The 26,126-nt window shown below is 59.2% G+C and carries 19 protein-coding genes; 7 read left to right on the top strand and 12 right to left on the bottom strand.

Annotation, left to right across the window (positions count from 1 at the left end; all coding sequences use genetic code 11):
• Positions 1 to 117: 117 nt before the first annotated feature.
• Genes Q0106_RS05500 through Q0106_RS05490 form a run of 3 tightly spaced genes read right to left on the bottom strand, consistent with a single transcriptional unit; the run spans position 118 to position 3,646 of the window.
• Positions 118 to 1,413 (bottom strand): amidohydrolase, encoded by a 1,296-nt coding sequence (locus Q0106_RS05500; protein ID WP_297609987.1) that lies wholly within the window; start codon positions 1,411 to 1,413, stop codon positions 118 to 120.
• A gap of 11 nt (positions 1,414 to 1,424) precedes the next feature.
• Positions 1,425 to 2,711: a C4-dicarboxylate transporter DcuC gene (dcuC, locus tag Q0106_RS05495; RefSeq protein WP_297609984.1), complete on the bottom strand. Its 1,287-nt coding sequence runs from the start codon at positions 2,709 to 2,711 to the stop codon at positions 1,425 to 1,427.
• Positions 2,708 to 3,646: a DUF1177 domain-containing protein gene (locus Q0106_RS05490; RefSeq protein WP_297609981.1), complete on the bottom strand. Its 939-nt coding sequence runs from the start codon at positions 3,644 to 3,646 to the stop codon at positions 2,708 to 2,710. The genes dcuC and Q0106_RS05490 overlap by 4 nt, the downstream gene beginning before the upstream one ends.
• A gap of 140 nt (positions 3,647 to 3,786) precedes the next feature.
• Here Q0106_RS05490 and Q0106_RS05485 point away from each other — a divergent pair, with 140 nt between their 5' ends.
• Positions 3,787 to 4,704 carry a LysR family transcriptional regulator gene (locus Q0106_RS05485; RefSeq protein WP_297609978.1) on the top strand — a complete coding sequence of 306 codons (918 nt, stop codon included), beginning with the start codon at positions 3,787 to 3,789 and terminating at the stop codon, positions 4,702 to 4,704.
• A gap of 365 nt (positions 4,705 to 5,069) precedes the next feature.
• Here Q0106_RS05485 and Q0106_RS05480 read toward each other — a convergent pair whose 3' ends face one another.
• Entirely contained in the window at positions 5,070 to 6,653 is a 1,584-nt protein-coding gene (locus Q0106_RS05480; protein WP_297609975.1) for an AAA family ATPase, read from the bottom strand.
• A gap of 531 nt (positions 6,654 to 7,184) precedes the next feature.
• On the opposite strand from Q0106_RS05480, the gene Q0106_RS05475 reads away from it, so the two are divergent.
• From Q0106_RS05475 to fdhF, 3 genes are all read left to right on the top strand, one after another.
• Entirely contained in the window at positions 7,185 to 8,522 is a 1,338-nt protein-coding gene (locus tag Q0106_RS05475; protein WP_297609972.1) for an AAA family ATPase, read from the top strand.
• Between the two features lie 525 nt (positions 8,523 to 9,047).
• Entirely contained in the window at positions 9,048 to 10,886 is a 1,839-nt protein-coding gene (locus Q0106_RS05470) for an NAD(P)-binding protein (RefSeq protein ID WP_297609969.1), read from the top strand.
• Positions 10,879 to 13,614: a formate dehydrogenase subunit alpha gene (gene fdhF / locus Q0106_RS05465; protein WP_297609966.1), complete on the top strand. Its 2,736-nt coding sequence runs from the start codon at positions 10,879 to 10,881 to the stop codon at positions 13,612 to 13,614. Before Q0106_RS05470 ends, fdhF begins: the two co-directional genes overlap by 8 nt.
• A 124-nt stretch (positions 13,615 to 13,738) precedes the next feature.
• Here the strand turns inward: fdhF and Q0106_RS05460 are convergent, their stop codons facing one another.
• From Q0106_RS05460 to Q0106_RS05445, 4 genes are read right to left on the bottom strand one after another with little or no spacing between them, the layout of a single operon-like run.
• Entirely contained in the window at positions 13,739 to 14,878 is a 1,140-nt protein-coding gene (locus tag Q0106_RS05460) for an ABC transporter permease (RefSeq protein WP_297609961.1), read from the bottom strand.
• An 18-nt stretch (positions 14,879 to 14,896) separates the two neighbouring features.
• Positions 14,897 to 16,054 (bottom strand): ABC transporter permease, encoded by a 1,158-nt coding sequence (locus Q0106_RS05455; protein WP_297609958.1) that lies wholly within the window; start codon positions 16,052 to 16,054, stop codon positions 14,897 to 14,899.
• Positions 16,051 to 17,820: an ATP-binding cassette domain-containing protein gene (locus Q0106_RS05450; protein ID WP_297609955.1), complete on the bottom strand. Its 1,770-nt coding sequence runs from the start codon at positions 17,818 to 17,820 to the stop codon at positions 16,051 to 16,053. The genes Q0106_RS05455 and Q0106_RS05450 overlap by 4 nt, the downstream gene beginning before the upstream one ends.
• A gap of 8 nt (positions 17,821 to 17,828) precedes the next feature.
• Positions 17,829 to 18,812: an HlyD family efflux transporter periplasmic adaptor subunit gene (locus tag Q0106_RS05445; RefSeq protein ID WP_297609952.1), complete on the bottom strand. Its 984-nt coding sequence runs from the start codon at positions 18,810 to 18,812 to the stop codon at positions 17,829 to 17,831.
• 272 nt (positions 18,813 to 19,084) lie between these two features.
• Here Q0106_RS05445 and Q0106_RS05440 point away from each other — a divergent pair, with 272 nt between their 5' ends.
• Positions 19,085 to 19,594, top strand: a complete 510-nt coding sequence (locus Q0106_RS05440; RefSeq protein ID WP_152157594.1) for a GNAT family N-acetyltransferase — start codon at positions 19,085 to 19,087, stop codon at positions 19,592 to 19,594.
• A gap of 89 nt (positions 19,595 to 19,683) precedes the next feature.
• On the opposite strand, the gene Q0106_RS05435 is transcribed toward Q0106_RS05440, so the two are convergent.
• Together Q0106_RS05435 and Q0106_RS05430 are read right to left on the bottom strand one after the other, a co-directional pair.
• Positions 19,684 to 20,598 (bottom strand): HipA domain-containing protein, encoded by a 915-nt coding sequence (locus Q0106_RS05435; RefSeq protein WP_297609948.1) that lies wholly within the window; start codon positions 20,596 to 20,598, stop codon positions 19,684 to 19,686.
• A 480-nt stretch (positions 20,599 to 21,078) separates the two neighbouring features.
• Complete coding sequence (locus tag Q0106_RS05430; RefSeq protein ID WP_297609945.1) at positions 21,079 to 21,396, bottom strand: helix-turn-helix transcriptional regulator; 318 nt, start codon at positions 21,394 to 21,396, stop codon at positions 21,079 to 21,081.
• A 1,260-nt stretch (positions 21,397 to 22,656) separates the two neighbouring features.
• Between Q0106_RS05430 and Q0106_RS05425 the strand changes: the two genes are divergently transcribed.
• On the top strand, positions 22,657 to 23,286 hold the full coding sequence (locus tag Q0106_RS05425; RefSeq protein WP_297609941.1) for an NAD(P)H-binding protein: 630 nt from the start codon (positions 22,657 to 22,659) through the stop codon (positions 23,284 to 23,286).
• Positions 23,287 to 23,374: 88 nt separating this feature from the next.
• On the opposite strand, the gene Q0106_RS05420 is transcribed toward Q0106_RS05425, so the two are convergent.
• Together Q0106_RS05420 and Q0106_RS05415 are read right to left on the bottom strand one after the other, a co-directional pair.
• Positions 23,375 to 24,274 carry a DMT family transporter gene (locus Q0106_RS05420; protein WP_297609938.1) on the bottom strand — a complete coding sequence of 300 codons (900 nt, stop codon included), beginning with the start codon at positions 24,272 to 24,274 and terminating at the stop codon, positions 23,375 to 23,377.
• A gap of 136 nt (positions 24,275 to 24,410) precedes the next feature.
• On the bottom strand, positions 24,411 to 25,133 hold the full coding sequence (locus Q0106_RS05415; protein ID WP_297609936.1) for a nucleoside recognition domain-containing protein: 723 nt from the start codon (positions 25,131 to 25,133) through the stop codon (positions 24,411 to 24,413).
• A 221-nt stretch (positions 25,134 to 25,354) separates the two neighbouring features.
• On the opposite strand from Q0106_RS05415, the gene Q0106_RS05410 reads away from it, so the two are divergent.
• Positions 25,355 to 26,113 (top strand): DNA alkylation repair protein, encoded by a 759-nt coding sequence (locus tag Q0106_RS05410; RefSeq protein WP_297609933.1) that lies wholly within the window; start codon positions 25,355 to 25,357, stop codon positions 26,111 to 26,113.
• Positions 26,114 to 26,126 lie beyond the last annotated feature (13 nt).

Genomic DNA, 26,126 nt, shown 5'->3' with positions numbered 1-26,126 from the left:
AACTCTGAAATTTTCAGAATTTACAGGCATTTATTTTATGGAAGTCCCCTTAATAATGAAGAGACTCCCGCTGAAGGCAGATAATCAGCGGGAGTCCGCGCAGGAGAGATGTTGGCCTTAATCCTGCGAGTTGAGTTCTGCGATGAAGCGCGCAAAGGTTCCCCAGCCGATCGGGAGCGACGTCTCATCCTGAATGGAGAAGTCCGGGCGATGGTGGCCGTGGTGGTTGCACCCGTAGTAGCAGAAGGCGGCTTTCCCGCCATGCTCCTGAACCCGGCGTATGAGCATCGTGCAGTCCTCGCTTCCGATCTTTGCATTCATGTCGACGACGGATTGAACGCCCGGCACCTTGCGCGCCGCGTCCTTAAGGAGGGCGACCGCTTCTTCATCGCCCCGGTAGGTCACGGCTTCGCCCATGCGGGTGAGCTTATAGTCGACGCCGTAGGCGAGGGCGAGGCCCTTGACGGTCTGTTCGACATTCTTTGCCATGTAGTCGTTGACCTCTGTGGTTTCGCCCCGAACCTCGAGCTGCATGTATGCATGGTCGGCGATGATGTTGCGGCCGGTGCCTGAGATGAATTTCCCGATCTGCACGCGCGTGATGCCCTGGCTGTGTCCCGGAAGACTTCCGAGCGAGAGGCAGGCGGCGGCTGCGCACATGAGTGCGCTTCGTCCCTTTTCGGGCGATCCTGCTGCGGCAGACTGGCCGAAGAATTCGAGATCAAATTTCGTCGTTGCAAGGTAGCCGGAATGAGAGACGCCTACGTCGCCAAGCTTCGCGGAACAGCCGATGTGGCCGCCCGCAAACCAATCGACGTCGTCGACAATGCTTCTGGCGGCCATTGCTGCTGCGCCGCGAACGCCTTCCTCGGCGGGCTGAAAAAGGATTTTGACGGTGCCTTTGAGCCGGTCCCGGTTTTCTGAGAGCCACCGGCAGAGCGAAAGTCCGATGGCAGCATGCCCGTCATGGCCGCAGGCGTGGGAGAACCCGGGGTTTTGAGAGCGGTAATGCCCCAGATTGGCTTCGTGCTGAGGATCGTCGGTTTCTTCGATCGGCAGGGCATCGATATCAAAGCGAAGCGCCGTGACGGGGCCCGGCCGGCCGGTCTGAAGAATCGCCATGGCGCCGGTATAGCCGCCGAGCGACTCAAGGAATTCTTTTGGGACTCCATGTTCGAGCGCCCGCTGCTGAGCCGCAAGAACGAGTGCGTCATTGCGTCCCATTACCGCATCGGGCTCTATAACGTCGACCCCCGCGAGAACCTCGAGTCCGAGCGAGCGCAGACGCTTCACGATGAACCACGTCGTTTCAAATTCGCACCAGCCTTCCTCGGGGTGTGCATGAAGCCAGCGGCGGTCATTCACGAGTTCCTGCCGGGCTTCGTCGGAAAGAATGATTTTGTTCAGGTCCATGGCGGATTACCTCAGAGTTCAAAGATGAAGCCGAGAAGAATGACGTTGATGATCATCGGGATCGCCATGCGCTTGCTGATCTCAAGCGGAGAAAGACGGGTCATGCCGGCGATCACGAGCGTCGCGCCGGCAATCGGCGAGCACATGCGGCCGAGTGCGCCCGATAGTGCGGCGACGATGCCGAGCGGTTCAATCCGCATGCCGAATTCCGCGGCGTAGGGCGTGACGGCCTGGTTGAAGGCGTGTCCGGCGGCGTCGCCCGACCCTGTGAGGACGCCCATCAGGAAGGGACCGAAGTTGGCGGCGTAGCTCGCAATTTCGCGCGAATTCTTGAGCGTTTCAATGAGCGCGTCGATGACGCCGGCTGCGCGCAGACCGCCCGCAAAGCATCCGGCGGCGATGATGATGCCCATGATGTTGGCGTAGCCCTTGCCCATGCCGGAGAAGAATTCCTTTGTCACCGCCTCAGGGTTGGATCGCGTGATGAGGAGCGTGTAGATGGAGCCCCAGATCATGGCCTCAGCGACGCTCATCTTGAGCGCCGGAACGACGGTGGCGCCGAGGAGGAGCACTACAATCGGAAGAATCGGCGCGATGGCAAAGAGGACGTTGGGCTTTTCCGGCAGTTCGCCCCGTGCATCCGAAGCGACTTCGAAAACTTCCGCGCTTTCATTCGGATCGGGCTTGCGGTAGTCGCGGAAGACGAAGATCATCAGGGTGACCAACAGGATGTTGAGGCCGCAGACGATGAGAATCTTCGGCGCAAACTCAACGATGAGCGTCATTACGTCGATGTTTGCGATTTTGGCAACCCAGACGTTGTGACTCGATCCCGGGCTCATGGCCGACGGAATGATGGAGCCGATGATGGCGGCGCCTGCAATGGCGGGCTTGAATCCTGCCCGGACCATGAGCGGAATCATGGTGGGCCCGAGCGCCGCCGCGCATCCGGCAGCCGACGGGATCGCCACGGCTACGCAGGAAGCAATGAGCATGCAGAAGGGAAGGAGGAAAAGTCCGAGCTTCCCGAGCGGCTTCACCATGAGCGACACGAAATGCACGTCGCATCGCGTGATGGCAATGACGGCGGCGAAGCCGAGCGACGAACAGATCGCGGTGATGAGGCTTCCGTTCGTCATGTTCGCAATGAAGGCCTTGAGCGCGACTTGAGGAGCGCCGGATAAAAGCGCCATGACAAGGCCGGAGGTGAAGAGCACGAGCCTTGTTTCAATGCGTTTGAGTAGTGCGGCGATCGTGATGAGCGTGACGATCGCGGCCATCCAGATGGTCCATGTCATTTTTCTTCTCCAAAAGTGCGCAGATGGGACATCGAACCGTAGAGGCTCTGAAGCCGCACGAATTCCGCTTCATCGCAGAACTCTGCTTTCCCGGAGACGTAGGCTTTGGCTGCTTCCAGCGTAAAGCTCACGGCGTCGGAGATGTCTTCAAGGTGCGTGGCGCCCGTGGCGCAGCCCGGCACCTGGCTCACCGCAGTGATGGCGAGACCGATCACGGGCGCGCGGGTGGCAACGCTCGGCTGCAGAATGGAATTGAGGTGATAGATGCCGTTCCCGTAGGGCGTGATGTCCTGCTGCGTCAGCGGGAGCACAACAGGGAGCTTTCCAGTAGTGATTTCGAGAATCGAAAGGAAATCCTCGCTCACGCGCAGAATCCAGCCGTCTCGCACGGTGGGCGTAATGGCAATGCCGCGGTGGTTGACGATGCGGTTTCCTTTTGTCGTATCGATGGAGATGACGGCGTCCATGGCAGGATCAACCTCATGCGCATTGCATTCAGCACTTGTGACGGGAGAATCCATGAACGGCACGGGATCATGAGGGCGCGTCGGCGCATTCGGGCAAATGTGGGTCGTCACGATGACGTCGCCCTCGAGGATGTCGCCGAGCGAATGCATGCGGGCAAGCTTTGCCGCAATAGCGACGGCCGATAGCGCGCCGTCGCCGTCAGAGGTGAAGCCGAGACGGTCCGGACGGGCGCCGATTCCGCCGAGGCGTCCGACAACGCCGAGAGTCGGCGCTTTGCCGCCCGAGGATTTGCCGTTTTTTCCCGGAATCAGGACGCGGATGAAGTCGGTGCTGCCTTTTTCGCCGCGGCAGGTTTGGAGAGTGATGTTCTCTGCTCCGTATTTCTTCAGAAACCCGGCCGTCCGGGCGCCGTTCGCCTGCGGGTCGTCGAGCAGATCAAGCGCTTCGGCAATGATGGAAAAAGACATGACTGCGCTCCTCGAGGATGGATTGGGTAGTGAGGCTTATTTTTTCAAGACGACCTTTCCCCACACAAATGTTATTGCCGTAGCTCCTGTAAAGTATTCCCATGAGGAATAAAGCATCCGGGTATTGCCGGAGTTGGGTTATGGAAAATCTTCCCTTTGCGCTCTATTCGCGCGAAATCGAAATCTTTCTTGCGGCCGCTGATGAAGGCGGCTTTTCGGCAGCTGCGGCGAAGCTCGGACTCACGCAATCCGCCGTCACGAAGCAGATTCAGAAGCTTGAGCGCTCTCTCGGCATGGAGCTCTTTGACCGCACGCGAAGACCTATGGCGCTCACCGAGGAGGCGATTGTTCTGCGCCGCGAGGCGCTCGAGTGCAGGGAGCGGCTTCAGGCGGCCGCACGGGAGCTCCAGCAGCGCTCCTACATCAAGCCGCTCCTGAGAATCGGCGCCATTGATCTCCTCACCAACTGGCTTCTTCCTGAACTCATCCGGGAACTCCTTCCCTATGCTTCCGGCATTACCGCGCTCACCGGCACTTCGCCGCAACTCCTTGAAAGTCTCGCCAGAAGAGAAATCGACTGCGCTTTCGTGACAGGCTCCTTTGCGGAGGTTCAGGGCGTTTCGAGAACGCTCATTTTTGAAGACGAGGCGGTAATCGTCATGCCGGAATCCATGGCGCAGAAGCATGCAGACGGCTGGTCCTGGAACGACCTGAGATTCTGCGGACTTCCCTTCATCCGCTTCGTTCGCGAGGGCGGGGGCGGCAGACTCAACGAAAGCTTTATGAGCACGCTCGGGTTCGAGTTCCCCCAGAGGATTGAAGTCGACAACAACGCTACTATGCTTTCCCTCGTTGAAAAAGGCGTCGGCTGGGGCATTGTTGTTTCATCCGTCTTTCTCCAGCATCCGGAAGCAAGGAGCCGCGTGCATGTCGAGGCGCTTCCGGAATCAGGCTTCCGGCACGGGATCTATCTCATTTCGCGTGAGCGCGAAATGCCGCAGATGATTGAGCGCATAGCCGGTTTCGCCCGCAAGGCCGCGGAAAATCGTGAAGGCTGACGAGGCTTCACCTGTGATTATGCTGGCGGTCGCCTCCGTTGGCGGACGGCGGAGAAGCGCTGATCCCGCTTGGTCTAATGAGGAATTCTGGCGCAAATGTGAAATAGTTGATATTTAAGGATATTAATGGATGGTGTTTGGCAGTAGACTCTGGCGACTGGTGCTCAGGCTCTCCTATAGACAGGAGGAGAGGATGATTAAGTGATCTTCTGGAATGCTCCGGTGTGCTTTCCCAAGGTCTTTTCGAAAGGCCCGGCGGGTAAGAGCAGACACGAACAGAGCAACGGACAGGAGAAGTCCAGCCAGGCAAATCATCAATCGGAAGAATGTCGGCCGGCTTCAACCTGTCCGACGCCATCGCTTCGTCAGGCTTGCCCAATCTCGCAGAACTTGCGCTCGTCTTCGGCAAAGACAATGCCGAAACGGAGCAGTTCATGCCCTGGCAATTGAGCGCCGTAGTTGCGCGTCTGAATCTGCTCAAGCGCCTGGGCGAGGGCGTCAGGCGCCTGCGCCGCTTTTTTGACGTGCTTGAACTCGAAGACAACATCGAACTTTTTCCGCGAAAACTCCAGATCGCTCCGGCCGCGAGGAGAGTGCAGCTCGATCTTGGCGTTCACACCGGCACCCAGGCAGAAAATGTGAATCAGCTGGCGAACGGCGCATTCGCTCGTCAGGGAGAAATCCTTGTAGTCAAGCTGGTGCACGATGGCATTCAGAGCCAGCATCACCTGATGGCTGTCCTTCGAGTCGATTGCTTCGAAGAACGCATTGCTCAAGGTAGTACGAGCATTCACGGCCGGCCAGAAGGACGTGCAAAGCAGTTGACCCATCGCCTCCCGCACCTCTTCGTTCGGATAGCCGAGCATGACGGCACCGTCGCCGGTTGCCTTTTTGATGGTCAGATAGCCCGTATGAACAAGGACAGAGGTTGGCTGGAGCTCCAGAATATGATCGGCACCGGATATGGCTGCAAGATCCTCTTCCACCGGCTCGTCGTAATGCGCAGGATCCAACAGGCCCCGAACTTTTAGGAAGTTGCGAACAATCGCAGTCGTGCCGCAGGGATCGAACCAATAGTGCTGGAAGCCGTTTTGCGGATAAGTAAGGAACCGCAAAATCGACCAGGGTGCAAAGACATGAGTTGAAGCCCTTTCATCGAATGAGAATCCGCCGTACTCGCGGCGCATTCGACTAATGAGTTGGTCGTGTGACATGCCGCAGAGGTCGGATGCCCGCTCGAGCCAGGGTGAAAAATATGCCCGGAGTTCATCTTCCGTGAAGCCGAGAAGAGATCCGTACTGAGGCATCATTGACAGATCCGTCAAGGCATTGAAGCTCGGAGTCAGCACGTTTTGCTTGAACTTCATGACACCGGTGACGCATAAGAACCGAAGGGCCCCGGAGAGCGACTTTGTTCTTGCAAAGAAGGATGCGATGACTCTGCGATACTGCTCGAACCGTTTCGGCAAATGCAGACATTCGGTGAGCGGCGCATCGTATTCGTCGATGAGAAGCACGAGCGAGCTGTTCGGCAACGTCAATAGCGCTGTCTCCCAGCGCTCAAGCGGGAAGCGCGACACATCTGGCGAGGTTTCGATTCCTGCGGCGCGCAGACGTCCCTGAAGGTGCAGATCGAAGGCGAGTAAAAAATCCTCCAGCGTCTCGACATCCCTGACGGCAGAGAAATCCAGACTCACGACTTTATACGTGGTGTCTGTCCAGGTCTTAGCAATGTCCAGACCTTCAAAGCATTCGATGCCCTTGCCGAAAAGATCTCGAAGCGTTGAGGAGAGGAGGGACTTCCCGAAACGGCGCGGACGGGCGATGAAGACCGCAGGAAACATCCGCACCATCTCTGCAATCTGCGCCGTCTTGTCGACATATATATAGTTGCGGGCCGGGTTGCGGATGGTCGAAAAATCGGAAATGCCGAGCGGGAGATTGCGCATGGGCAGAAGCCTCAGAAAGCTTGAACTGTGATATCAAAATCGTAACATCGATGAATTTGATGTTTGGAAAAAGCCGTAGTTGCACCTTCCGTTACAGGGACATCGTCGTTTCCTCCGTCTTCCTCCAGCACCCGGCGGCAAGGAGTCGCATGCAAGTCGAGGCGCTTCCGGAATCAGGCTTCCGGTACGGGATCCATCTCATTTCGCGTGAGCTCGAAATGCCGCGGATGATTGAGCTCATAGCTGGGTTCGCCCGCAAGGCCGCTGAAAATCGTGAAGGCTGACGAGGCCTCAGCTTTTCCAGACCAGCAGCCGCATGAGTTGGCGAGATGCGGCTTCCGCTTTCCTGACGAGCAAAGTGTGCGCAATTGTGGAAAATGGCCTGTAAAATGGTGGCGCAATTGTGGAAAAATAGCATAAAAAATATGGCGCAAACGTGAGTTAATTGATATTTCAGGATATTAATTGTCGATGTTCTGCAGTCAACGTTAGCGCTTGAGACAGGTACTTTCCTCAGGACAGGTGGAACGGATGTTTGAGAGAAAAATCTATTCGGAGATGCTTCGCTGGAAGGAAGCGTTCGCGCCAAAGTACGCGCTTTTTCTCAAGGGCGCTCGGCGCGTTGGGAAAACGACGCTCGCGGAAAAGCTCGGGCGGGAAGCGTACGACTCTTACATCCTCATCCGTTTCGATAATGCCGACGCCTCGATCAGAAATCTCTTCGTCGAGAGCCTGCGCGATCTCGATACGTTTTTCATGCAGCTGCAGCTCGAATACCGCACGCAGCTTTTTCCCGGGAAGTCGCTCATCATCCTCGATGAAATTCAGCTCTTTCCACCGGCGCGGCAGGCATTGAAGACGCTCCTGGAAGACGGGCGCTACGATTATCTTGAGACGGGGTCTTTAGCGGGAATTACCAAGAAAAGCAAGGATATTCTTATCCCTTCGGAGGAATACACGCTCGAAGTTCTGCCGATGGATTTTGAGGAATTCCTTTGGGCGCAGGACGACCGGATGACTTTTCCGGTCCTCAGGGATTATTTCGGGAAAAGAAAGCCCATGGGAGCGCTTCATCAGGTCATTCTGAAGTCGTTCCGGGAGTACATGCTCGTGGGCGGCATGCCGCAGGTTGTTACCGCCTTCCTGCAGGGCAAAGATTACGCCGCGGCCGATTTCGTGAAGCAGCAGATCCTGACGCTCTACAAGAACGACATGCAGGAGCAGAACGAAGAGAGTTCTCTCTATGTGACTAATTTCTTCGACCGGATTCCTTCGGAGCTCTCGCAGCACGACAAGCGCTATGTTCTTTCGCATATCGACGGTCAGGCGCGCATGCGGGAGTATCGCGGGCCAATCCGCTGGCTCGATGAGGCGATGATCGTCAACATCGCGAGCAAGGTGGATGACCCGAGTGCGGCATTTCAATTGAGCATTTCGGATCCGGGCTTCAAGTGCTACATGATGGATACCGGGCTTCTCGTGTCGCTCGCCTTTTCCGACCGGCCGTTTCTTGAGAATGATCTCTATAAGGCGATTCTCAAGGATCAGCTCGGCGTCAATGAAGGCATGCTTCTTGAAAACATCGTCGCTCAGTGCCTCAAGGCGAACGGGCATCGGCCGTTCTTCTATGCTCGCCGGAATGAGAAGACGAGGAAGACGGAAATTGAAATTGATTTTTTGATCCGGAAGGGTAAAAAAATCGTTCCGATCGAAGTGAAGTCTTCGTCGTCGTCATCCATCAAGTCGCTGCTTCGCTTCAAGGAAATCTATGGGAAGCATATTGATGCGCCGATCGTTCTCCATCATGGCGAAACGAAAATAGAGGATGGCGTTCAATTCTTTCCCTACTATATGGCGGCGCTCCTCTGAATCCCGGTAACTCAAGCCCGGCCTCCAGAGTGTCCTCCTCTTCGATGCGGCGGGTCTCAGGCAGGCGGTCGAGCCGGGCAGATCAGTACCGCCCCGATGCCGCTCACGCTATTGCGAAATTTCTACCGTGCCGATAAGGCAGGACCTATCCAATCAGTAAGCTCCGCCAATTGCGGTACATTTAATTAGCGTCTGTTTGTGACGCATTAATGCTGAATCAGGCAGTCCTTCAGCCCATGAAAAACTTTGCAGATCCCTGAGGCTCAGGCGATATCTGTAAACGAAATGCGGATGAAAATGAAATGTAAATTTCCGCGGCGCGCCGGGGATTTTTTTCAAATGATCGCGCGCAGAGTCTTGAATACCTCTTCAGTAGCGGAAGGGAAAACGCTAGAATCAGCGGACATGAAATCGCTAGGGATAACACCAATAATCAAGACCCACCAATGCTTCCCGTACTGGCGATGACTTCGTGAGAGAAGTCCTCAGCCCGCATGCGGAGAGCAAAACGCCAAGAAAAAGAAAATGACACGTCTATCCGTCCGTCCGCCAGCCGTGACTGATGCGCGCAATGAGGAGACCATGCAGGGTTTCATGCGCCGCATTGAAGCCACGCCTCCGGGGCAGTGCGCCGTAACGCTGCTCCTCAGTCAACTCGACGCCTCGCTCCTTCAGACCTGCGGCAAGTGCGTGCCCTGCCGCGACGGATTGCCGCAGCTCGCGGAAATCCTTCGCCGCATCGCCTCCTGCAAGGCGGAGCCCGACGACCTCGAGGCGCTTAAGTCGCTCGCCGAAGTGATCCGCGACGGCTCCGACTGCGCGATCGGCTGGGACGCCGCTCAGGCGGTGCTCGACGGCATCGAGCGCTTCTCCGACGAATTCCGGAGCCACATCGAGGCGCATGCGTGCCAGAAGGGGATTTCCCAGTCCGTTCCCTGCGAAACTTTCTGCCCCGCGCACGTGGATGTGCCGGGCTACATTGCGCTCGCGGGCGAAGGGCGTTTTGCCGAAGCCGTCGCGCTGATCCGCAAGGACAATCCGTTCCCGACGGCCTGCGGGTTTGTTTGCGAACATCCCTGCGAAAAGCGCTGCCGCAGGACCCTCATTGATGCGCCCATCAACATCCGCGGCATCAAGAAGTATGCAGTCGACGGCGCTGCTGCCGACACGGTTCCGGTCCCGAAGGCGCTCCCTCCCACGGGCCGTACCATCGCCGTGATCGGGGCCGGCCCCTCCGGGCTCACCTGCGCCTACTATCTCGCCCTCATGGGCCACAAGGTGAAGGTCTTTGAAGCCCGCGACAAGCTGGGCGGCATGATGCGCTACGGCATCCCCGCCTACCGCTTCCCGCGCGAGCGCCTCGACGAGGACATCCGCGCCATTCTTTCGGCGGGCGACATTGAAGTCGTCACGAACGCCTCGATCGGCACGGAGGAGATGAAGACTCTCTCGAAGGAGTGCGACGCGGTCTATGTGGCGATCGGCGCGCATGCGGCGAAGGGCCTGAAGCTCCCCGGCATGGATTCTAAGGGCGTCATCTCGGCGGTTGAAATGCTCCGCGCGATCGGCGACGACGTCTATCCCGACTACCGCGGGAAGAAGATCGCCGTGATCGGCGGCGGCAACGTTGCGATGGACTGCGTGCGCACGGCCGTGCGCGCGGGCGCGGACGAAGTGAATCTCGTCTACCGCCGCCGCATCGACGACATGACGGCATTGAAGGAAGAAATTCACGCGGCGATCGCCGAAGGCGTCGAAATGCTGACGCTCGAAGCCCCGGTTTCCGTTGAAGCCGACGAAAACGGATGCTGCAGGGCGCTCATCATGCAGCCCCAGAAGATCGGCGCATACTCGCGCGGTCGTCCGGGGGTCGCCAAAGCCGACAAGGAAACGGAACGCCTCGAAGCCGACCTCATCATTGCCGCCGTCGGTCAGGACGTCGTCACGAAGCCCTTTGAGGAATTCGGCATGCCTGTCAAATGGGGCGCCTTCGTTACGGACGAGTTCCTTCAGGTTCCGGGTCTCCCCAACGTCTACGCGGGCGGAGACTGCCAGAGCGGACCGACCACCGTCATCCGCGCCGTGGGCGCCGGCAAGGCCGCTGCGCGCAACATCGACGAGATGCTCGGCTACCACCACATTCTCGACTGCGGCGTCACGGCGCCGGCTCCGAAGGCCAACAACCGCACCCCGATGGGGCGCGTCAACATCAATGAGCGTCCGGTGAAGTTCCGCAAGCGCGACTTCAGGGACGTCGAGCTCGGGATGAGCAGGGAAGAAGCCGTTCAGGAATGCAGCCGCTGCCTGCGCTGCGACTGCTTCGGCGCGGGTGCTGCCGTGGGCGGGAGGATTCAGTATGTTTGAGATTACGATGGACGGCCGCACGATCGCGGTCGAAGAGGGCGCAACGCTTCTTGATGCGGCGCGTTCCGCCGGCATTCACATCCCGACCCTCTGCTACCTGAAGAACGTGAGCAATATCGGCTCCTGCCGCCTCTGCGTGGTGGAGGTCGAAGGCGTGAGCGGGCTCGTCTCCTCCTGCAATACGCTCGCGCACCCCGGCATGGTCGTGAAGACCCGTTCTGAAGCGATCGATCGGGCTCGCCGCACGGCGCTTCAGCTCATCATCGCCGAGCACGGCTTGAACAGCACCCAGTACTGCTTCAGCTGCACGAAGAACGGAAGCTGCGAGCTTCAGGACCGCTGCCGCGAACTCGGCGTCGAAACGTCGCCCTTCAAAATTACGCCGGCATCGGGCGAAATCCTCGACAGCAACCCCTTCATCGCCTTCAATCCGTCGCTCTGCATCCGCTGCCAGCGCTGCGTGGGCGCGTGCAACAACGCTGCCGGGAACCACACCCTGGTCTCCGGCAAGGCGGGCCTTCGCACGACGATCCTCGCGCCCTTCGGCAGGGACTGGAAGAGCACGAACTGCGAATCCTGCGGCACCTGCGCCGCGGCCTGCCCGACGGGCGCCATCACGATGAAGCGCCGCCGCGCCTACCGCTCGTGGGAAATCAAGAAGGTCCGCACGACGTGTCCGCACTGCGCGACGGGTTGCCAGTACGATCTGATCGTGAAGGACGGCCGCATCGTCGATACGGAAGCGGCGGACGGTCCCTCGAACCACGGACTCCTCTGCGTGAAGGGACGTTCGGCAAGCTTCGACTTCGTGCAGTCGGACCGCCGTTTGACGACGCCCCTCATCCGCTCCTCCGTCACGGGCGAGCTTGAACCCGCTTCCTGGGACGAGGCGCTTGATCTCGTCGCGAAGAAGTTCACGGAACTCCGCGACAAGTTCGGGGGGGAAGCGCTCGCAGCCTTTGCCTGCGCGCGTTCCGCGAACGAAGACATCTACATGCTCCAGAAGATGGCGCGCACGGTCTTCAAGACCAACAACGTCGACAACTGCGCGCGCGTCTGCCACGGTCCCTCCGTGGCGGGCCTTCAGAGAACGCTCGGCTCGGGCGCCATGACGAATCCGATTTCGGACATCTGCGAAAACGCCGAGGTTGTGGTGCTTGTGGGCTCGAACCCCGAGGAAGCGCATCCGGTGATCGGCATGCAGCTCCGCGCGGCAATCCGCCGGGGCCTGAAGCTCATCGTGGTGGATCCCCGCGACATCGGGCTCGCTCAGTCTGCGCAGATTCATCTGAAGCTCCGTCCGGGCACGAACGTCGCCTTCGCGAACGGCATCGTCCGTCAGCTTATTCATGACGGCCTCATTGATCAGGAATTCATCCGCACGCGCACCGAAGGTTTTGAGGACCTGAAGGCGATGGTCGAGGCCTATACGCCCGAGCGCGTCGCAGAAATCTGCCGCATCGACCCGCGCGACCTGATCGCGGCGGCGCGCATGTACGGCGAAGCGAAGCGCGCGGCGATCGTCTACTGCCTCGGCGTCACCGAACATTCGTCCGGCACCGAAGGCGTGATGGCGCTCTCCAACATGGCCATGGTGACGGGGAAGTACGGGCGTCCGGGCTGCGGCATCAACCCGCTTCGCGGCCAGAACAACGTTCAGGGCGCCTGCGACATGGGCGCGTCCCCGGGCGACATGACGGGCTACCAGAAGATTGCTCAGCCCGGCATCGTCGAGAAGTTCGAAAAGGCCTGGGGCACGGAGCTTCCGCGCTTCAAGGGCCTTTACGCCACGGACTGCTTCCCGAAGATGATTGAAGGCGCCGTGAAGGGCCTTTTCATCTTCGGCGAGGATCCGGTGCGCACGGACCCCGACACGCATCACGTCATCAAGGCGCTCAAGAACCTCGACTTCCTCGTGGTGGACGACCTCTTCCTCACGGAAACGGCGAAGTACGCCGACGTCGTGCTGCCTGGCAGAAGCTATGCGGAAAAAGAGGGCACCTTCAGCAACACCGAGCGCCGCGTGCAGCGCATTCGCCGTGCGGTGACGATCGAAGGCACCCGGGCCGACACGGACATCTTCACGGACATCATGAACCGCATGGGATATCCGCAGCCGCGCCTGACGCCTGCAGAGATCATGGACGAAATCGCCTCGGTGACGCCGTCCTTCGCGGGCATCAGCCACGCGCGTCTCGACAGTCCCGAGGTGAACGGTCAGGGTCTGCAGTGGCCCTGCACCGGGAAGGACCATCCGGGAACGCCCATCCTCCATGTCGGGAAGTTCACGCGCGGGCTTGGCCGCTATTCGACCGCGGCCTACCGCGAATCGAGCGAACTCCCCGACGCCGACTATCCGCTCATGTTGACGACGGGGCGCGTGCTCTACCACTACAACGCCTGCGCGATGACGGACAAGACCGAGGGCATCAACGAGATCTCGGGCCACTCCTTCATTGAAATCAACACGAAGGATGCGGCGAACCTCGGCATTGCCGACGGCGACCGCGTCGTCGTGAGCTCCCGCCGCGGCAGGATCGAATCGGTGGCGCACGTCTCCGGGAAGACCAATGCGGGCGAGACCTGGATGCCCTTCCACTTCCAGGACGGCAACTGCAACTGGCTCACGAAGGCCGCGCTCGACAACATCTGCTCCACGCCGGAATACAAGGTGTGCGCAGTGAGGGTTGAAAAAGCAGGAGCTTCCTCCGCCGCCTTTTCCGCCTGAAAGCTTCTGAAGGGCGACATCGTCACGGAATCCGCTTCCGGCTACCCGGGACGATAAGAAAATAGGAAAAGCCGCAGCCTCATTAAGGGCGTTGCGGCTTTTTCTCTTTTGGACCTAAAAAACTTCAGACGACCTTGTTTCTGAAGAGCCAGGCGGCGCCCGGGATGGTAACGGCCGAAATCACGGCGAGCGGCCAGAGGTAGGGGAGGATGTCGTTCATCCCGGCATTCTCAAAGTAGATCATGCGGATCGTGAGGATCCCGTAGCGGACGGGGTTGAGGATGGTGAGGGTCTGCATCCATTCGGGCATCGCCGCTACCGGCGTCATGAGGCCCGAGAGGACGAGCGAGGGAAGAAGCAGAATGAAGGAGAGGACCACCGACTGCTGCAGGGTCTTCGCCCAGGCGGAGATCGCAAGCGCAAGCCCCACGATGCTCGTTGAGAAGAGCGCCACCACGAAGAAGAGGAGCGGAAGCGACCCGGCAAAGGGGATCTCGAACCACCAGCGGCAGACGGCGAAAATCAGAAAGCTCTGGAAGATCCCGATGAGAATGGGGGCGGCGGCCTTGCCGATGAAGATTTCCACGGGCGAGAGCGGCGTCATCAGCATCATGTCGAAGGACCCTTCCTCGCGCTCGCGCGAGATCGAAAGCCCGGCGAGGAGCATCACCTGAATCATGGCAAGACCGAGAATGAGGCCCGTCATGATGTTGTAGCGGGTAATGCCGTTTTCGTTGTAGCGGTAGCGTTCGCGCACCTCGACGGGGCCCGCGGTGCCGTCCTCGCGGGCGATGGACTCGATGATCGCCGAGACGTAGCCCGTCGCCACATTGGCGGTGGTGGTGTTTCGCGCGTCGGCGGCGACGAAGATTTCCGCGGGTTCGTCCCGGGCGAGCTTCTTCGCGAAGTCGTCGGGGAAATAGAGGCCGATCAGCGCGTCGCCGTCGTTCACGGCCTTCTCGAAAGCCTCGTAGGACTGCGGGGACCCCGCGCGCACGAAGATGCGGTTCGCTTCAATTTTCCGGATCACGCGTTCGCTCGCCGGGCTTTGCGACGCGTCGTAAATGACGTAGGGTGCTTCCTCGAGATTGAAGGTCGCGCCGTAGCCGAAGAGAATCGACTGCGCAATGATGGGAACGACGAGGATCCGGCGCATTCCGGGGTCGCGCAGGAGCGTGATGAGCTCCTTGCGGGCGAGCGCGCGGAGCCTCAGAAGCGAGGCTCTGAGCCCGGCAAGGAAGGCGCGGAAGGAAGTGCTGGACATTTCGGGCTTCTCCATCCGTCAGTCAAGGCGCTTCCTGGTCGCGGCGAGCGCGAGGGCAAGGAAGAGGACCACCCAGGCGGCGAGGACGGCGAGGTTTGAGAGCACGATGTGCTCGGGCCCTCCCGAGAGATAGAGAATCTTCACGGACTCGATTGCGTAGGTGGGGGGCATCATGTGGCCGACCGCCGAAATAAAGGCGGGGACGCTCCGAAGGTCGAAGAGATACCCGGAGAGAATGAGAGACGGGAGGTAGCTTCCGATCACGGCGAGCTGGATCGCGACGAACTGACTCTTCAGAAAGGCGGAGAGGAAAAGTCCGAAGCTCACGGCCCAGGCGGTGTAAAAGAGCATCGTGAGCGCGAGGAGAAAGAGACTCCCGCGCACGGGGGCATCGAAAATGAAGACGGCCGTGAGGAAGGTGAGAAGGCTTCCAACGGTAATCAGGGCGTAGTTCGCGAGGAACTTCGAGAGCACGATCTCAAGAGAGGTCGCGGGGGTGATCGAGAGCGTCTCCATCGTTCCCCGCTCCCATTCGCGGGCGATGACGATGCTTCCGAGGAAGCTCGCCGACAGCGTAAGGACGACGATGGAGAGGCCGGGAACGAGGTACCAGGCGGAGGTATTGGCTTCGTTGAACCAGGAGCGAGAAAGCATCATGACGCCGCCTGCTGAACCCGTGCCGCTCACGCCCGTCATGGCGGCGCCGTCCTCGCGGAGCGCAATCTTTTCCTGAAGAAGCGCGACCGCAGCCTTGGCGTAGGTGCGGATGATCGTTGCGGCGCTCGCATCGACGCCGTGGATCGTGAGGCCGATCGTGCCGTTCCCGCGGGAAACGTCGCGCTCAAAACCCTGCGGAATGTCGATGATCGCCTCGATCCGGCGCGCGGAAAGGAGCGCCTCGGCTTCCGTTCTGTTTCTGAGCGTCGTGATGTCGAAGTAACGGCTCCCGACGAATTCCTGAGTGAGCGCCCGCGCGAGGGGCGTCGCTTCGCCTTCGACGACGGCCGCAGGGACCCGGGTGAGGTCCATCGAGAGGCCCCAGCCGAAAAGAAGAATCAGAATGACGGGGAGGATGGTGCCGAGAAAGATGGTCGCCGGGTCGCAGACCATCTGCCTGAATTCCTTCATGAGAAGCGTCATGAACCGCACCGGGGAAAAGCCTTGCGCATGCGTCATGACTGAATCTCCGAGTTGACGCGGTTCTTGCGCGCCCGGGTTACGATGGAGATGAAGGCTTCCTCAATGCTCGATGCCCCGGTTTCCTTCCGGACTTCCGATGGGGTTCCGAGCGTAAGCACCCGGCCCGCATCCTGAATGAGAAAGCGGTCGCAGTATTCGGCTTCTTCCAGAAAGTGCGTCGTGACGATGACGGTGGTGCCCGCTTCCGCGAGGCCGACGATCCGCCGCCAGAAGGCGCGCCGGGCGGCGATGTCGGCGCCTGACGTTGCCTCATCGAGGAAAAGAATGGCCGGGCGGTGAATCAGGGCACAGGCGAGCGCGAGTTCGCGCTTCGCTCCGAGAGGGAGCTCCCGCGTGATGGACTCGAGCCGGCTGCAGAGGTCGCTTCCCGCCGTGAGCTCCTCGATCCGGTCTTCAAGCGTCCGGCCGGCGACGCCGAAGCAGGCGCCGAAATATTCCAGATTCTGACGGGCGGAGAGCTGCGCGTAGAGCGAAAACTTCTGCGCGACGTAGCCTACCTTGGCGCGAGCAGCGCTCCTTGCCGTCCTCAGGTCGCAGCCCGCGACGGAAATGGTGCCGCCCGAGGCCGGCAGAAGCCCGCAGAGCATGCGGAAGGTCGTGGTCTTCCCGGCCCCGTTGGGGCCGAGGAGCCCGAAGATCTCGCCCTTCTTCACGGAAAAGCTCGTGTCCTCGACCGCCGTGAAGCTCCCGAACCGGCGGGAGATGTTTCTCGCGACTACCGCGTCCGGCTCCTCAACCGAATAGGCGGGCGGGAGAATCCGGAGCGCGTCGGTTTTGGCGGCAATCGGGAAGGTGAGCGCGCAGTAGGCGTCTTCGAGGGCGGGCGTTCTGGAAGAGAGCGGTGCGTCGTCCGGGAGTGCCCGGGGCGCATCAACGGCGTCTTCCGGAGCAAGCAGGTTGACGGCGTCGCCGTGCGGGACGGCATCAAGCCAGGGGGCTCTGGGGTCCGCAGCCCGGACTTCCCGCATGAGCGTTCGGGCGAGCGGGAGTGTTTGGCGTTCGTCTCCGGCCCGTGCGAGCCAGGTCCGGCCCTGAGTTTCCCGCGCGAGCGCCTTCGGGTCGCCCTCCGCGATGAGGCGCCCAGACGAAATGAGGATCGTGCGGTCGGCGGCCTCCGCCTCATCGAGATACGCCGTGGAGACGAGCACCGTCATTCCGGTGCGGTCCCGCATGTCCCGGAGAATGCGCCAGAGTTCGCGGCGCGAGAGGGGATCAACGCCCACGGTCGGTTCGTCGAGAAGGAGGAGCTTCGGTTCCGCGAGAAGCGAGCACGAGAGCCCGAGCTTCTGCTTCATGCCGCCCGAGAGCTTTCCGGCCTCGCGGGATTCGAAGCCCCTGAGCCCCGAGAGCGTCATGAGGTCCCGAAACCGCGCCTCGAGCGCTTTTCCGCGGATGCCGCGGAGGGCCCCGAAAATCCGGAAGTTTTCCCAGACGGAAAGCTCTTCGTAGAGCCCGAAGCGCTGCGGCATGAAGCCGAGCATGGCGACGAAGTCCGGATCATCGGTGTCGGGCTTTTTGCCGAAAAGCGAAATCTCGCCGTCGTCCGGCGTGAGGATTCCGGCAAGGAGCCTCAGAAGCGTCGTCTTTCCTGCGCCGTCCGGGCCGATGAGGCTCACGATGGCGCCGGGCTCAGGCAAAACGACTGAGAGATTGTCGACGGCGGCAAAAGGGTTCCCGTCAGGACCCCGGAAGGTTTTTCTGAGGTTCCTGATTTCGACGGGAAGTGAACGGGCGTCAGTCATCCTCTGCTTCATTTCCCGGGAATGAAGTCGACCGTGACGGGCTGGCCGAGGCGCAGGCGGTTCTCCGGATCGGCCGCTTCAAGACGGACTTCGTAAACGAGCGCGGTGCGCAGTTCCGCCGTCTGCACCGTTTTGGGCGTGAACTCCGCGGTGCTCGAGATCCAGCTCACGCGCGCATTGACGGACCCGATCGTGTCGGTGGAAATGAGGGCTTGAGCGCCTTCCTTAACTAGGCCGAGCTGATTTTCCGTGACGTACGTCCGGATCCACTTGGGCGAAACGATGGAGAGCTGATAGATCGTTCTCGAGGGAGACGCCATGTCGCCGGGCTCAGCCAGACGCGTGCGGATGATGCCCTCTGCCGGGGCTTTGAGGACGGAGGCCTTCTCAATCTGATAATCGAGCGAGGCGACGGCGGCGCGGGCGGACTTTGCCGCCGCTTCAGCCGAGGCGACTTCCTGCGGGCGAAGTCCGGATTCAAGCGCATGGAGCTGCGCTTCGGAAGCCTTCAGTTCGCGGCGGGCGGCTTCGAGGGACATCTCCGCATCATCGAGGTTCTGCCGGCTCGAGACGTTCGCCCGGGCGAGTTCCTTCTGGCGGACGTAGGTGCGGCGGGCGAGCTCGAGACGGGACTGGAGGGCGAGCGTTTGCGCGCGCTGCGCCTCGATGTCCTCGGCCCGGTAGCCTTCGCGCGAGAGAGAGGCCTGCGCTTCGGCGCGCTCAAGCTCTGCCTGAGCCCGGTCGCGCTCAATTCTGAGGGCTTCGGTATCGAGCTTCCCGATGATCTCTCCCGCCTTCACCGGAGCTCCCTCCTGAGGGCCAAGCTCCAGAATGCGGCCAGATGCCTCAAAGGCGAGCGAAATCTGACGCGTATCGACGTTCCCCCATGCGCGCGTGAGCGGGGCCTTGTCCTCATGGTTCCTCAGCCACCAGGCGGCTCCCGCCAGGAGTGCAATGAGAACGAGGACAAAGGCAATTCGCAGGGCTTTCATGGTTGGAACCAAAGAGTGGGAAAGTGAGAGGCTCAGGGAAATTTTAGCGGGCTTCCTCCGGATGGCCCGCTTCGGGGAAAGGAGATCGGCCGGTCCAAATGAAGGGGAATTCGAAAAAGAAGGCGATGCGTGGTGAAAAAGCCAAATAGACGACCTGGGGATCGGCATCGGGAGATAAGGCTACGTTAAGATGATGCCTCACGCGCTTCCTTCATCCCCGGGCATTGGTTTCCGGGACTCCAGGAAGACGTCAGGTTTAAAGAGGGGTTTACATGCTTTCCATCCGTGCGGCTTCGCCGGCCGATGTCGACATTGTTACTGAGATCGAAGCGAAGTGCTTTCCGCCTGCGGAAAGGGCGAGCAGGGAGCGCTTCGTCGAACGTCTCAACGCTTTTTCCGACTGCTTTCTCATTCTGATGAAGGACGATCGTCCCGTCGGCCTGATCGACGGCATGGTGACGGACAACCGCACGATCTGCGACGAGATGTTTGCCGACGCGAAGATGCATAACCCCGACGGCCACTGGCAGTCGATCTTCGGCCTTGCCGTCATCCCCGAGGAGCAGCATCAGGGCTACGCCTCCGCATTGATGCGCGCCTTTATTGAAAAGGCCCGTCAGGAAGGGCGCGACGGCGTGATCCTCACCTGCAAGAAGCACCTCATTGATTTCTATTCGGGCTTCGGGTTCGTCAACTGCGGCATTTCTAAGTCCGTCCACGGCGGCGCCGTCTGGTACGACATGGAGCTCGACTTCCGCGCGGCGAAGCGCGATGACGAATAACTATTCGACCGCTCTCTATTAAAGAGGCGCCCGGAGTTCCTTAATGAGGATTCCGGGCGCCTGCTTTTCGGGGTTGGGGCTCCCAGGCATCAATAGGCTTCAAAGCCCGGAGCCAGCAGCTCGGCTTCCGCCGCATCGGCGCCGAGCTCGAGCGCCCGGTCTTCCCAGAAGGAGAGCACACGGCGCATTTCCTGGGCGCCCGCCTTGGCGTCGGCAAGCGTCATGGCAAAGTAGGGCGCGAGGCGGATTGCATCATCGAGCGACGCGAGAGGCCGCCGTCCGTCAACGGTCATCATGCGCGCTGCGCCCGAGGCAGGCGAAAATCCATGCGTTTTCGCAAGACGCCACCCTAAATCCGTACGGTAGAAGAGCCATTTTTCGCCTCGGTCCTCCGCGCCCGTGAGAAGCGAGAAGACCATGCGCCGCCAGACCTGCGGAAGATCAAGCCTGGGCGCCGCCCCCTCCCGGTTGAGAATGTCGGCAATGCCGAGATAGGAAACGGATCTTTCGGGCGACAGGGTGCGCGCTGAGAGCGTAAAGCGCTTTCTGCCTTCATTGCGGTCGGCGCGGTCGGCAAAGAGGGCGCGCGCGCCCATGGTGTCGGCGAGCCGCGTTTCGACGCATTCAATGCCGCAGTCCCGGGCGAGCCGCATGAAGACTTCCCGCCAGAGGGGCGCATCAATCAGATCGGAATAGCGCTTGAGCGTCAGCGCTTTTTCGTCATTTCCGGAGACCACGACCTGCGCCGTATGACGGCCGGGAAGGGCAGTGGCGGAAGAAAGATCAATGAGGGCCTTCAGATTGGCCCTGCCTCGTTCTTCTGCATGGAGCGCATAGAGAATGCTTTCGAGACTCGAGGATTCATTCGGAATCCTGGAGGCGCTCCCTGCCTGCACGCCGTCAGTATAGAATTCGGCTCCTCCTGCGTGCGCATCACGATGCGGGAGAAGGAGCGAGAGCATCTCCATATCGCCTGCATTGCGGAAGGCCTCTGACACGTCCATTACTTTTGATCCGGCTTCACGTGCGGATTGAAAAATGGAACCGGATTGAGGCGAAAGCGCCCGATCGGCGAGAAAGCCGAAAAGCTTCTTTCCTCGTGGCGGAATCTTTATTCCATTTTCAAGCGGAAGATCGGCACCCAATGCGAAGCCAGATTCAATCCATTCTGACGAATAGCGGAATCTCGGAAGAAGCGGCTGATTGAGTCCTGATGGAGATGCAATTCTCTCTCTGCTGCTCCTGACGGCCTTTTTCTTCTTTTCTTTTTTCAATGAGTCATTATCAGAGTCATTGGAATATGATTCCAATTCATTTCCTTCATCATTCAGGGGAAAGAAAAGTTCTCCGATCAAAAGCGCTCCGGAGGAGGCCGAAGAACGGACTTCCCAGCGTCTGAATTCGATCTGCTTCATAATGGAAAAGGAATGATAGTCGTGAATGGAGCTGTGCTGATTCTGATTTAATTCAGGCCCAGAATGAGATCAGGCGGAGAGGGAAGGCTTCTTTTTCTGTCGGATTCTCCGTGGAAGATTCTTCTCTTCCATCAGAAGACCCGCATCATCATTCTCAGAGGATGCAAGAGAGGAGAGGAGGGGGAGAAGGCCGACGGCGTTCAGGATAGACGCAATGTTTCCGATCGAAACGCCGCAGTCGCCATTCTCCACTTTGGAAAGGGTATTGAGTGAAACCCCGGCGCGTTCTGCAACGACAGACTGAGGAAGCCTGCGGCGGAGGCGGGCATTCCTGATATTGGCGCCGAGTGTCTGGACGGCGTCCTCAACAGCGATGGATGGTCTCATGACATGTACTTTAAAGTGAGTTATGAGGTTAGATTCACAAGATTATGCGAATTATAAACTTCATGCAGGAAGTGGGCAAGTAATGGCGAAAACTTGCAAAAAAGTCTTTTTTCCGGCTTCCCGTCGTGTTTCAGACATCAGGTTTAAAGTAAATAACACGCAACATACGATGTGTTGTTATGTATAACAATGCTTATAATAGACGTAAGCAGGCAAGAAATTTGACGGGAACGACCATGCCCGGCGTCGCACCGGCAGCCAGGAATGCGGTCTGAGTGGCGCATCCAATAAACTGACGCTTCCTTTGATTAAGGAACCTCCCCTCCCCAGGGCGCGCGAGGGGTATTCGGAACAACGGGCCATCAATCCAAAAACATTGACTAATCGTTCTGGATGAAATGTGGCTAATTGCTGATACGGCTGGGATGGAAACAATGCACTGCAGCTGTAATGATTACACTGAAATAAAATGCGCGTCCTTTTTGATGAAGCGAGTTCATGATTGACTGATGAAGAAACTGAATGTGCAGACTGATCGGTGAGTCTTTGCTGCCGATGGTTTTCATTCTTTGATGTCCAGTCCGAATCAAATATACTTGCATTGAAACTTAATCAATACGAATGAGCACTGAAAATCATTGTTTCTCACTTTACAGAAAGTAATCTGCTATTGATGGCTGCTTATGGTGAATTGCTCACCTTGTAACGCGCAGTTGATTTTTCCATATCAATGGAAATTGATTCGCAGATTCTATGCAAATGAATATTTTTTACAGGCTGACCCGCTTCACTTCTCTTATTCAAACTTTCCTCATTAGGAGACAACACAGCTTCTGTTTCTATTGAGTCAGGCCTCGTGCAGTCTGGATGCGAATCATCCCTGTCTGTCGGTACTGAGATTCTTCTTCGCTACAGCATTACAGGCCATGGCGATTTTTCGCTTTGCTTTTTTTTTCAGCCTCTGAATTTCGGAAGCAAGATCCACTTCAATGCGGCTCCGGTTTTCCCTATGTCCTTAAGCCTCTGAACGATGGGCAGGAAATACCGGCCCGATCATTACGAATTGAGAGGTTCCAGGCTTCTGGTCCGGTTTTGGTATTGGCATATTGGCAGGCAGGCTCTCTTTTCTTCTGATGGCCTTTCTTTCTGAGGGCGACAACTTTCGTTACAAGTTCGATATCGAACAATATTGACGATTCCAAGGTTAAGGATTAATCTTGTCAACAGTTCGATATCGAACTACATACGAAGGAAACAAACATGTTGAAGATTGCAGTTGTCGGCGCGAACGGCAAGTCCGGCCGCCTTATTGTCAGTGAAGCGCTTCGCCGCGGATACGATGTCACGGCGGTTGTCCGCCATGCAAATGAATCTGGTGCCGGTTCCATCATCGAGAAGGACGTTATGGCGCTTACGAAGGAAGATCTGAAGCCTTTCGACGTCGTCGTGGACGCCCTCGGCTTCTGGACTGCAGAGACGATCCCGCTTCACATCACCACGGCGGAACATCTCTGCGATCTTCTCTCCGGCACTGAAAAGCGCCTCTACATCGTGGGCGGCGCCGGGAGCCTCTGGCTCAACCCTGAGCACCCCCGTCAGGTCGTGGACGAACCGTCCTTCCCGAAGGAGTACTTCCCGCTTGCCGACGCCCAGCGTCGTCAGGTTGCAGCCGTGAAGGCTCGTTCCGACGTGTTGTGGACCTATGTGAGCCCGGCCGCCGCGTTCCTGCCGGATGCGCCCGCAACGGGAAAGTACGTGCTCGGGAGCGACGAGTTCTCGGTCAACGCCGCGGGCGAGAGCGTTGTGAGCTATGCCGACTATGCGCTCGCCATGGTTGATCTGATCGCAAAGGGCGGTCATGCGCACGAGCAGGTCTCGGTTCGCTCCTGATGCTCTGACGCCTGGTCTGATTCCATAAAAAAGGCCTTTCCGGCATGAACCGGGAAGGCCTTTTTCGCGATGCTTTAGTGCTTCGTCATCAATAGCGCTTCGCCATCTCCAGCGCTACTTTGGCGAGTCCCGTCTGCGCGCTGATGACGCCGCAGAGAATCATGCCGGCGCCCATGAAGCCGATGTAGCTCCAGGTTTCGTCGAGAATGAAGATGCCACCGAGGACGGCAGCGAGCGGCCAGATGAAGGTGTAGATGCGCGCTGCGGGGGCCCCGACATGGCGTTCCGCAGTCTGCCAGAGCACCCAGCCGATTGCTGAAACCACGAGCGCGAGGAAGAGGAAGTTTGCGACGACCACCGGATCCGTGAGGAGTACGGCTTCCGTGGGGCCTTCGGCAAGGAAGAAGGGAATGGTGCCGATGACGCCGTAGCCGGTGGCTTTGCGGAGCACAAAGAGAGGCGAGAGGTCGCCGAGCGCGCGCAAAAGCAGCGCGTAGAGCGCATAGGCGGCCGCGGCGGCAATGCCGAGCATGAAGCCTCTGCTCGGGAGTTCCTGCATGACGGCAACGTCGAAATAGAGAAGAAGCGCGCCTGTGACGGCGGCGACAAGTCCGAGCATCGTCATCCAGTGCATCTTCCAGGTGCGGAGCGCCGCCATCGCGAGAAGGCCCGTGAGGACCGGCCCCATGGCGACGAGCACGGCGACGGTGGATGCCTGCCCCGTCACGAGCGCCTGATTCTGTAGCCCGTAGGAGAGCGGCACGCTCGCAAAGCCGAGAAGCGCCACGGTGACTTCGTTGCGGAAGGTCCCGGCGTAAAGATTCTTCGGAGCGATGAAGATGAGGAGCCCGTAGGCGAGCACCGCGCGAAGCGCAACGACTGCCCAGGGGCCCATGCCGTAGGCGTAGAGCACCTTGGTGCTCACGAAGGCGAGACCCCAGCAGATCACGACGAAAAGCGCGAGAAGGTGGTAGGGGAGGTTGCGCATGCGGGTATTCCTCTTTTCTTTGCGGCAATTCTTTAATTTTAACGGCCGCCGTAGGGCATCCGCTTCATACGGGCGCAAAAAAGCCGGCATTCCGAGGAAGGCCGGCTTTTGGCTGCGGAAGGTCTGAAGAAGACGCTTAACCGTGAGCCTTCTTGTCCTCGCGGATGAAGACGAGACGCGTGAGGTTGGCGGAGAGGACCTTGCCGAGGAGAATGATGCCGAGGCAGGTGCCGATCGTCGTCGGGACTACGAGCGAGCCGTCTGCGCCGCGAAGCGAGAAGAAGACGATGCCGCTCGAGAGGAAGTTTCCGATCGCAGCGCCCGCGGTCATCTGGAAGGCCGCAAAGATGAGCGTTTCGCGTTCGGTGATGTCGCCTGATTCCTTGAGCGTGCGGGTGAGGACGGCGCCGGCGTCGGTCGACTGGAGGGAGGCGATGATCGAGAGCGAGCAGCAGCCGGGGAGGCCGAGAAGCGGACGCAGAATCGGGTTGAGGAGGCGTTCCGCGGCATTGAGGGCGCCATAGTATTCGAAGACCGCGATCATGGCCGTGGCGAGCATGATGGTCGGAACCAGCGCGAGCGCAAACATGAAGCCGTCGATGGCGCCCGAGCCGCCCTTGCCGCGGAAGTTCGACATGACGGTCGAGATTTCCCCGCCCTTGTCGGTTACCTTTGCGACGACGGAGCCGAAGTCGCCGAGGAGCACGGTGTAGTCGAAAATGCCCCACCACTTGTCGGTAATGAGCAGGCCTGAAAAGAACGCGACGGCGAGCGCGAAGGCGATGTAGGCGACGATGCCGGGCTTCTTCTTCTGAATCAGGGCAGGGTCAGCTGCCGGGGTGGGCGTTTCGCTATGCATGATGATGGACTTCAGTGGCAGTGGTGGAGCGCCGGCGGGAGATTCAGAAAAATCCCGGCTTCAAAGGGCGCTTTGGAATTGTTTTCGAAGAGCATTGTAGCGGCATGCGAAAGATGAGGCGCATTCGGGATTTCAATGGGAGGCCTCATTCATTTGTTGAGTGAGGCGCTTCCGCTATCCTTTTCCGATATTTGCGTATTTCTTTTCGAGAGGCACTTTTCATGACGCTCCTTGACGAGCTCCATATGGAACTCATTCACGCCGCGGACTTCCGGATGTACGACACGAAGGGAGTGATGCTCCCGGGCGTGCCTTACCGCATCGGCGTTCCGATGGCGGCAGTACGCGCCGCGGCGCAGAGAATCATCCGGAGCGGCCGCTCGAGGGAATTCCTCGCGGAAGCGCTTGTCCCGGGAAAGGTCCGCGCGCATGAGGTGCTCAAAACCACGGGACTTGTGATCGCGCTCGAGAAGCGTTTTCCCCTTGAGGAGCGGCTTCAATATTCCAGGAAGTATCAGCCCTTCATCACAAACTGGGCGCTCTGCGACCTCTTTGCGGGATCGATGAAGTGCCTCAGAAAGTCGCCCGAAGATGCCTTCTGCTTCATCCGCGAACTCATTGAATCGGATGATCTCTGGCGCGTCCGTACTGGGCTCGTGCTGCTTCTCACTAACTTTCTCGATGAGTCGACGCTTCCCCGCGCTCTCAGCCTCGCGTTCGACAAAAATGTGCTCCGCTGGGCCGGGAAGGCCTACTACGTCTCCATGGGGCTCGCCTGGGCGCTTTCAATTTTCTATGTTGCAAACGCGGATCTCACGCGCCGGACCTTCCTCGAAAGCGCTGCTTCGGGCGGCATTGACCCCGTGACGGCGCGGCGGACGGCGCAGAAAATCCGCGAGTCGCTCCGCGTTTCCCGCGCAGACGCGCGCGAATTCAAGGAAAATACGGAGTCGGCAATTCGCCGGAGCCGCAGGCTCTAGGGTCTGTGCCCCG

This window comes from uncultured Sutterella sp., from assembly GCF_937923675.1.
Taxonomy (GTDB): Bacteria; Pseudomonadota; Gammaproteobacteria; order Burkholderiales; family Burkholderiaceae_F; genus Sutterella.
This window is presented reverse-complemented; position numbering and strand designations above follow the sequence as displayed.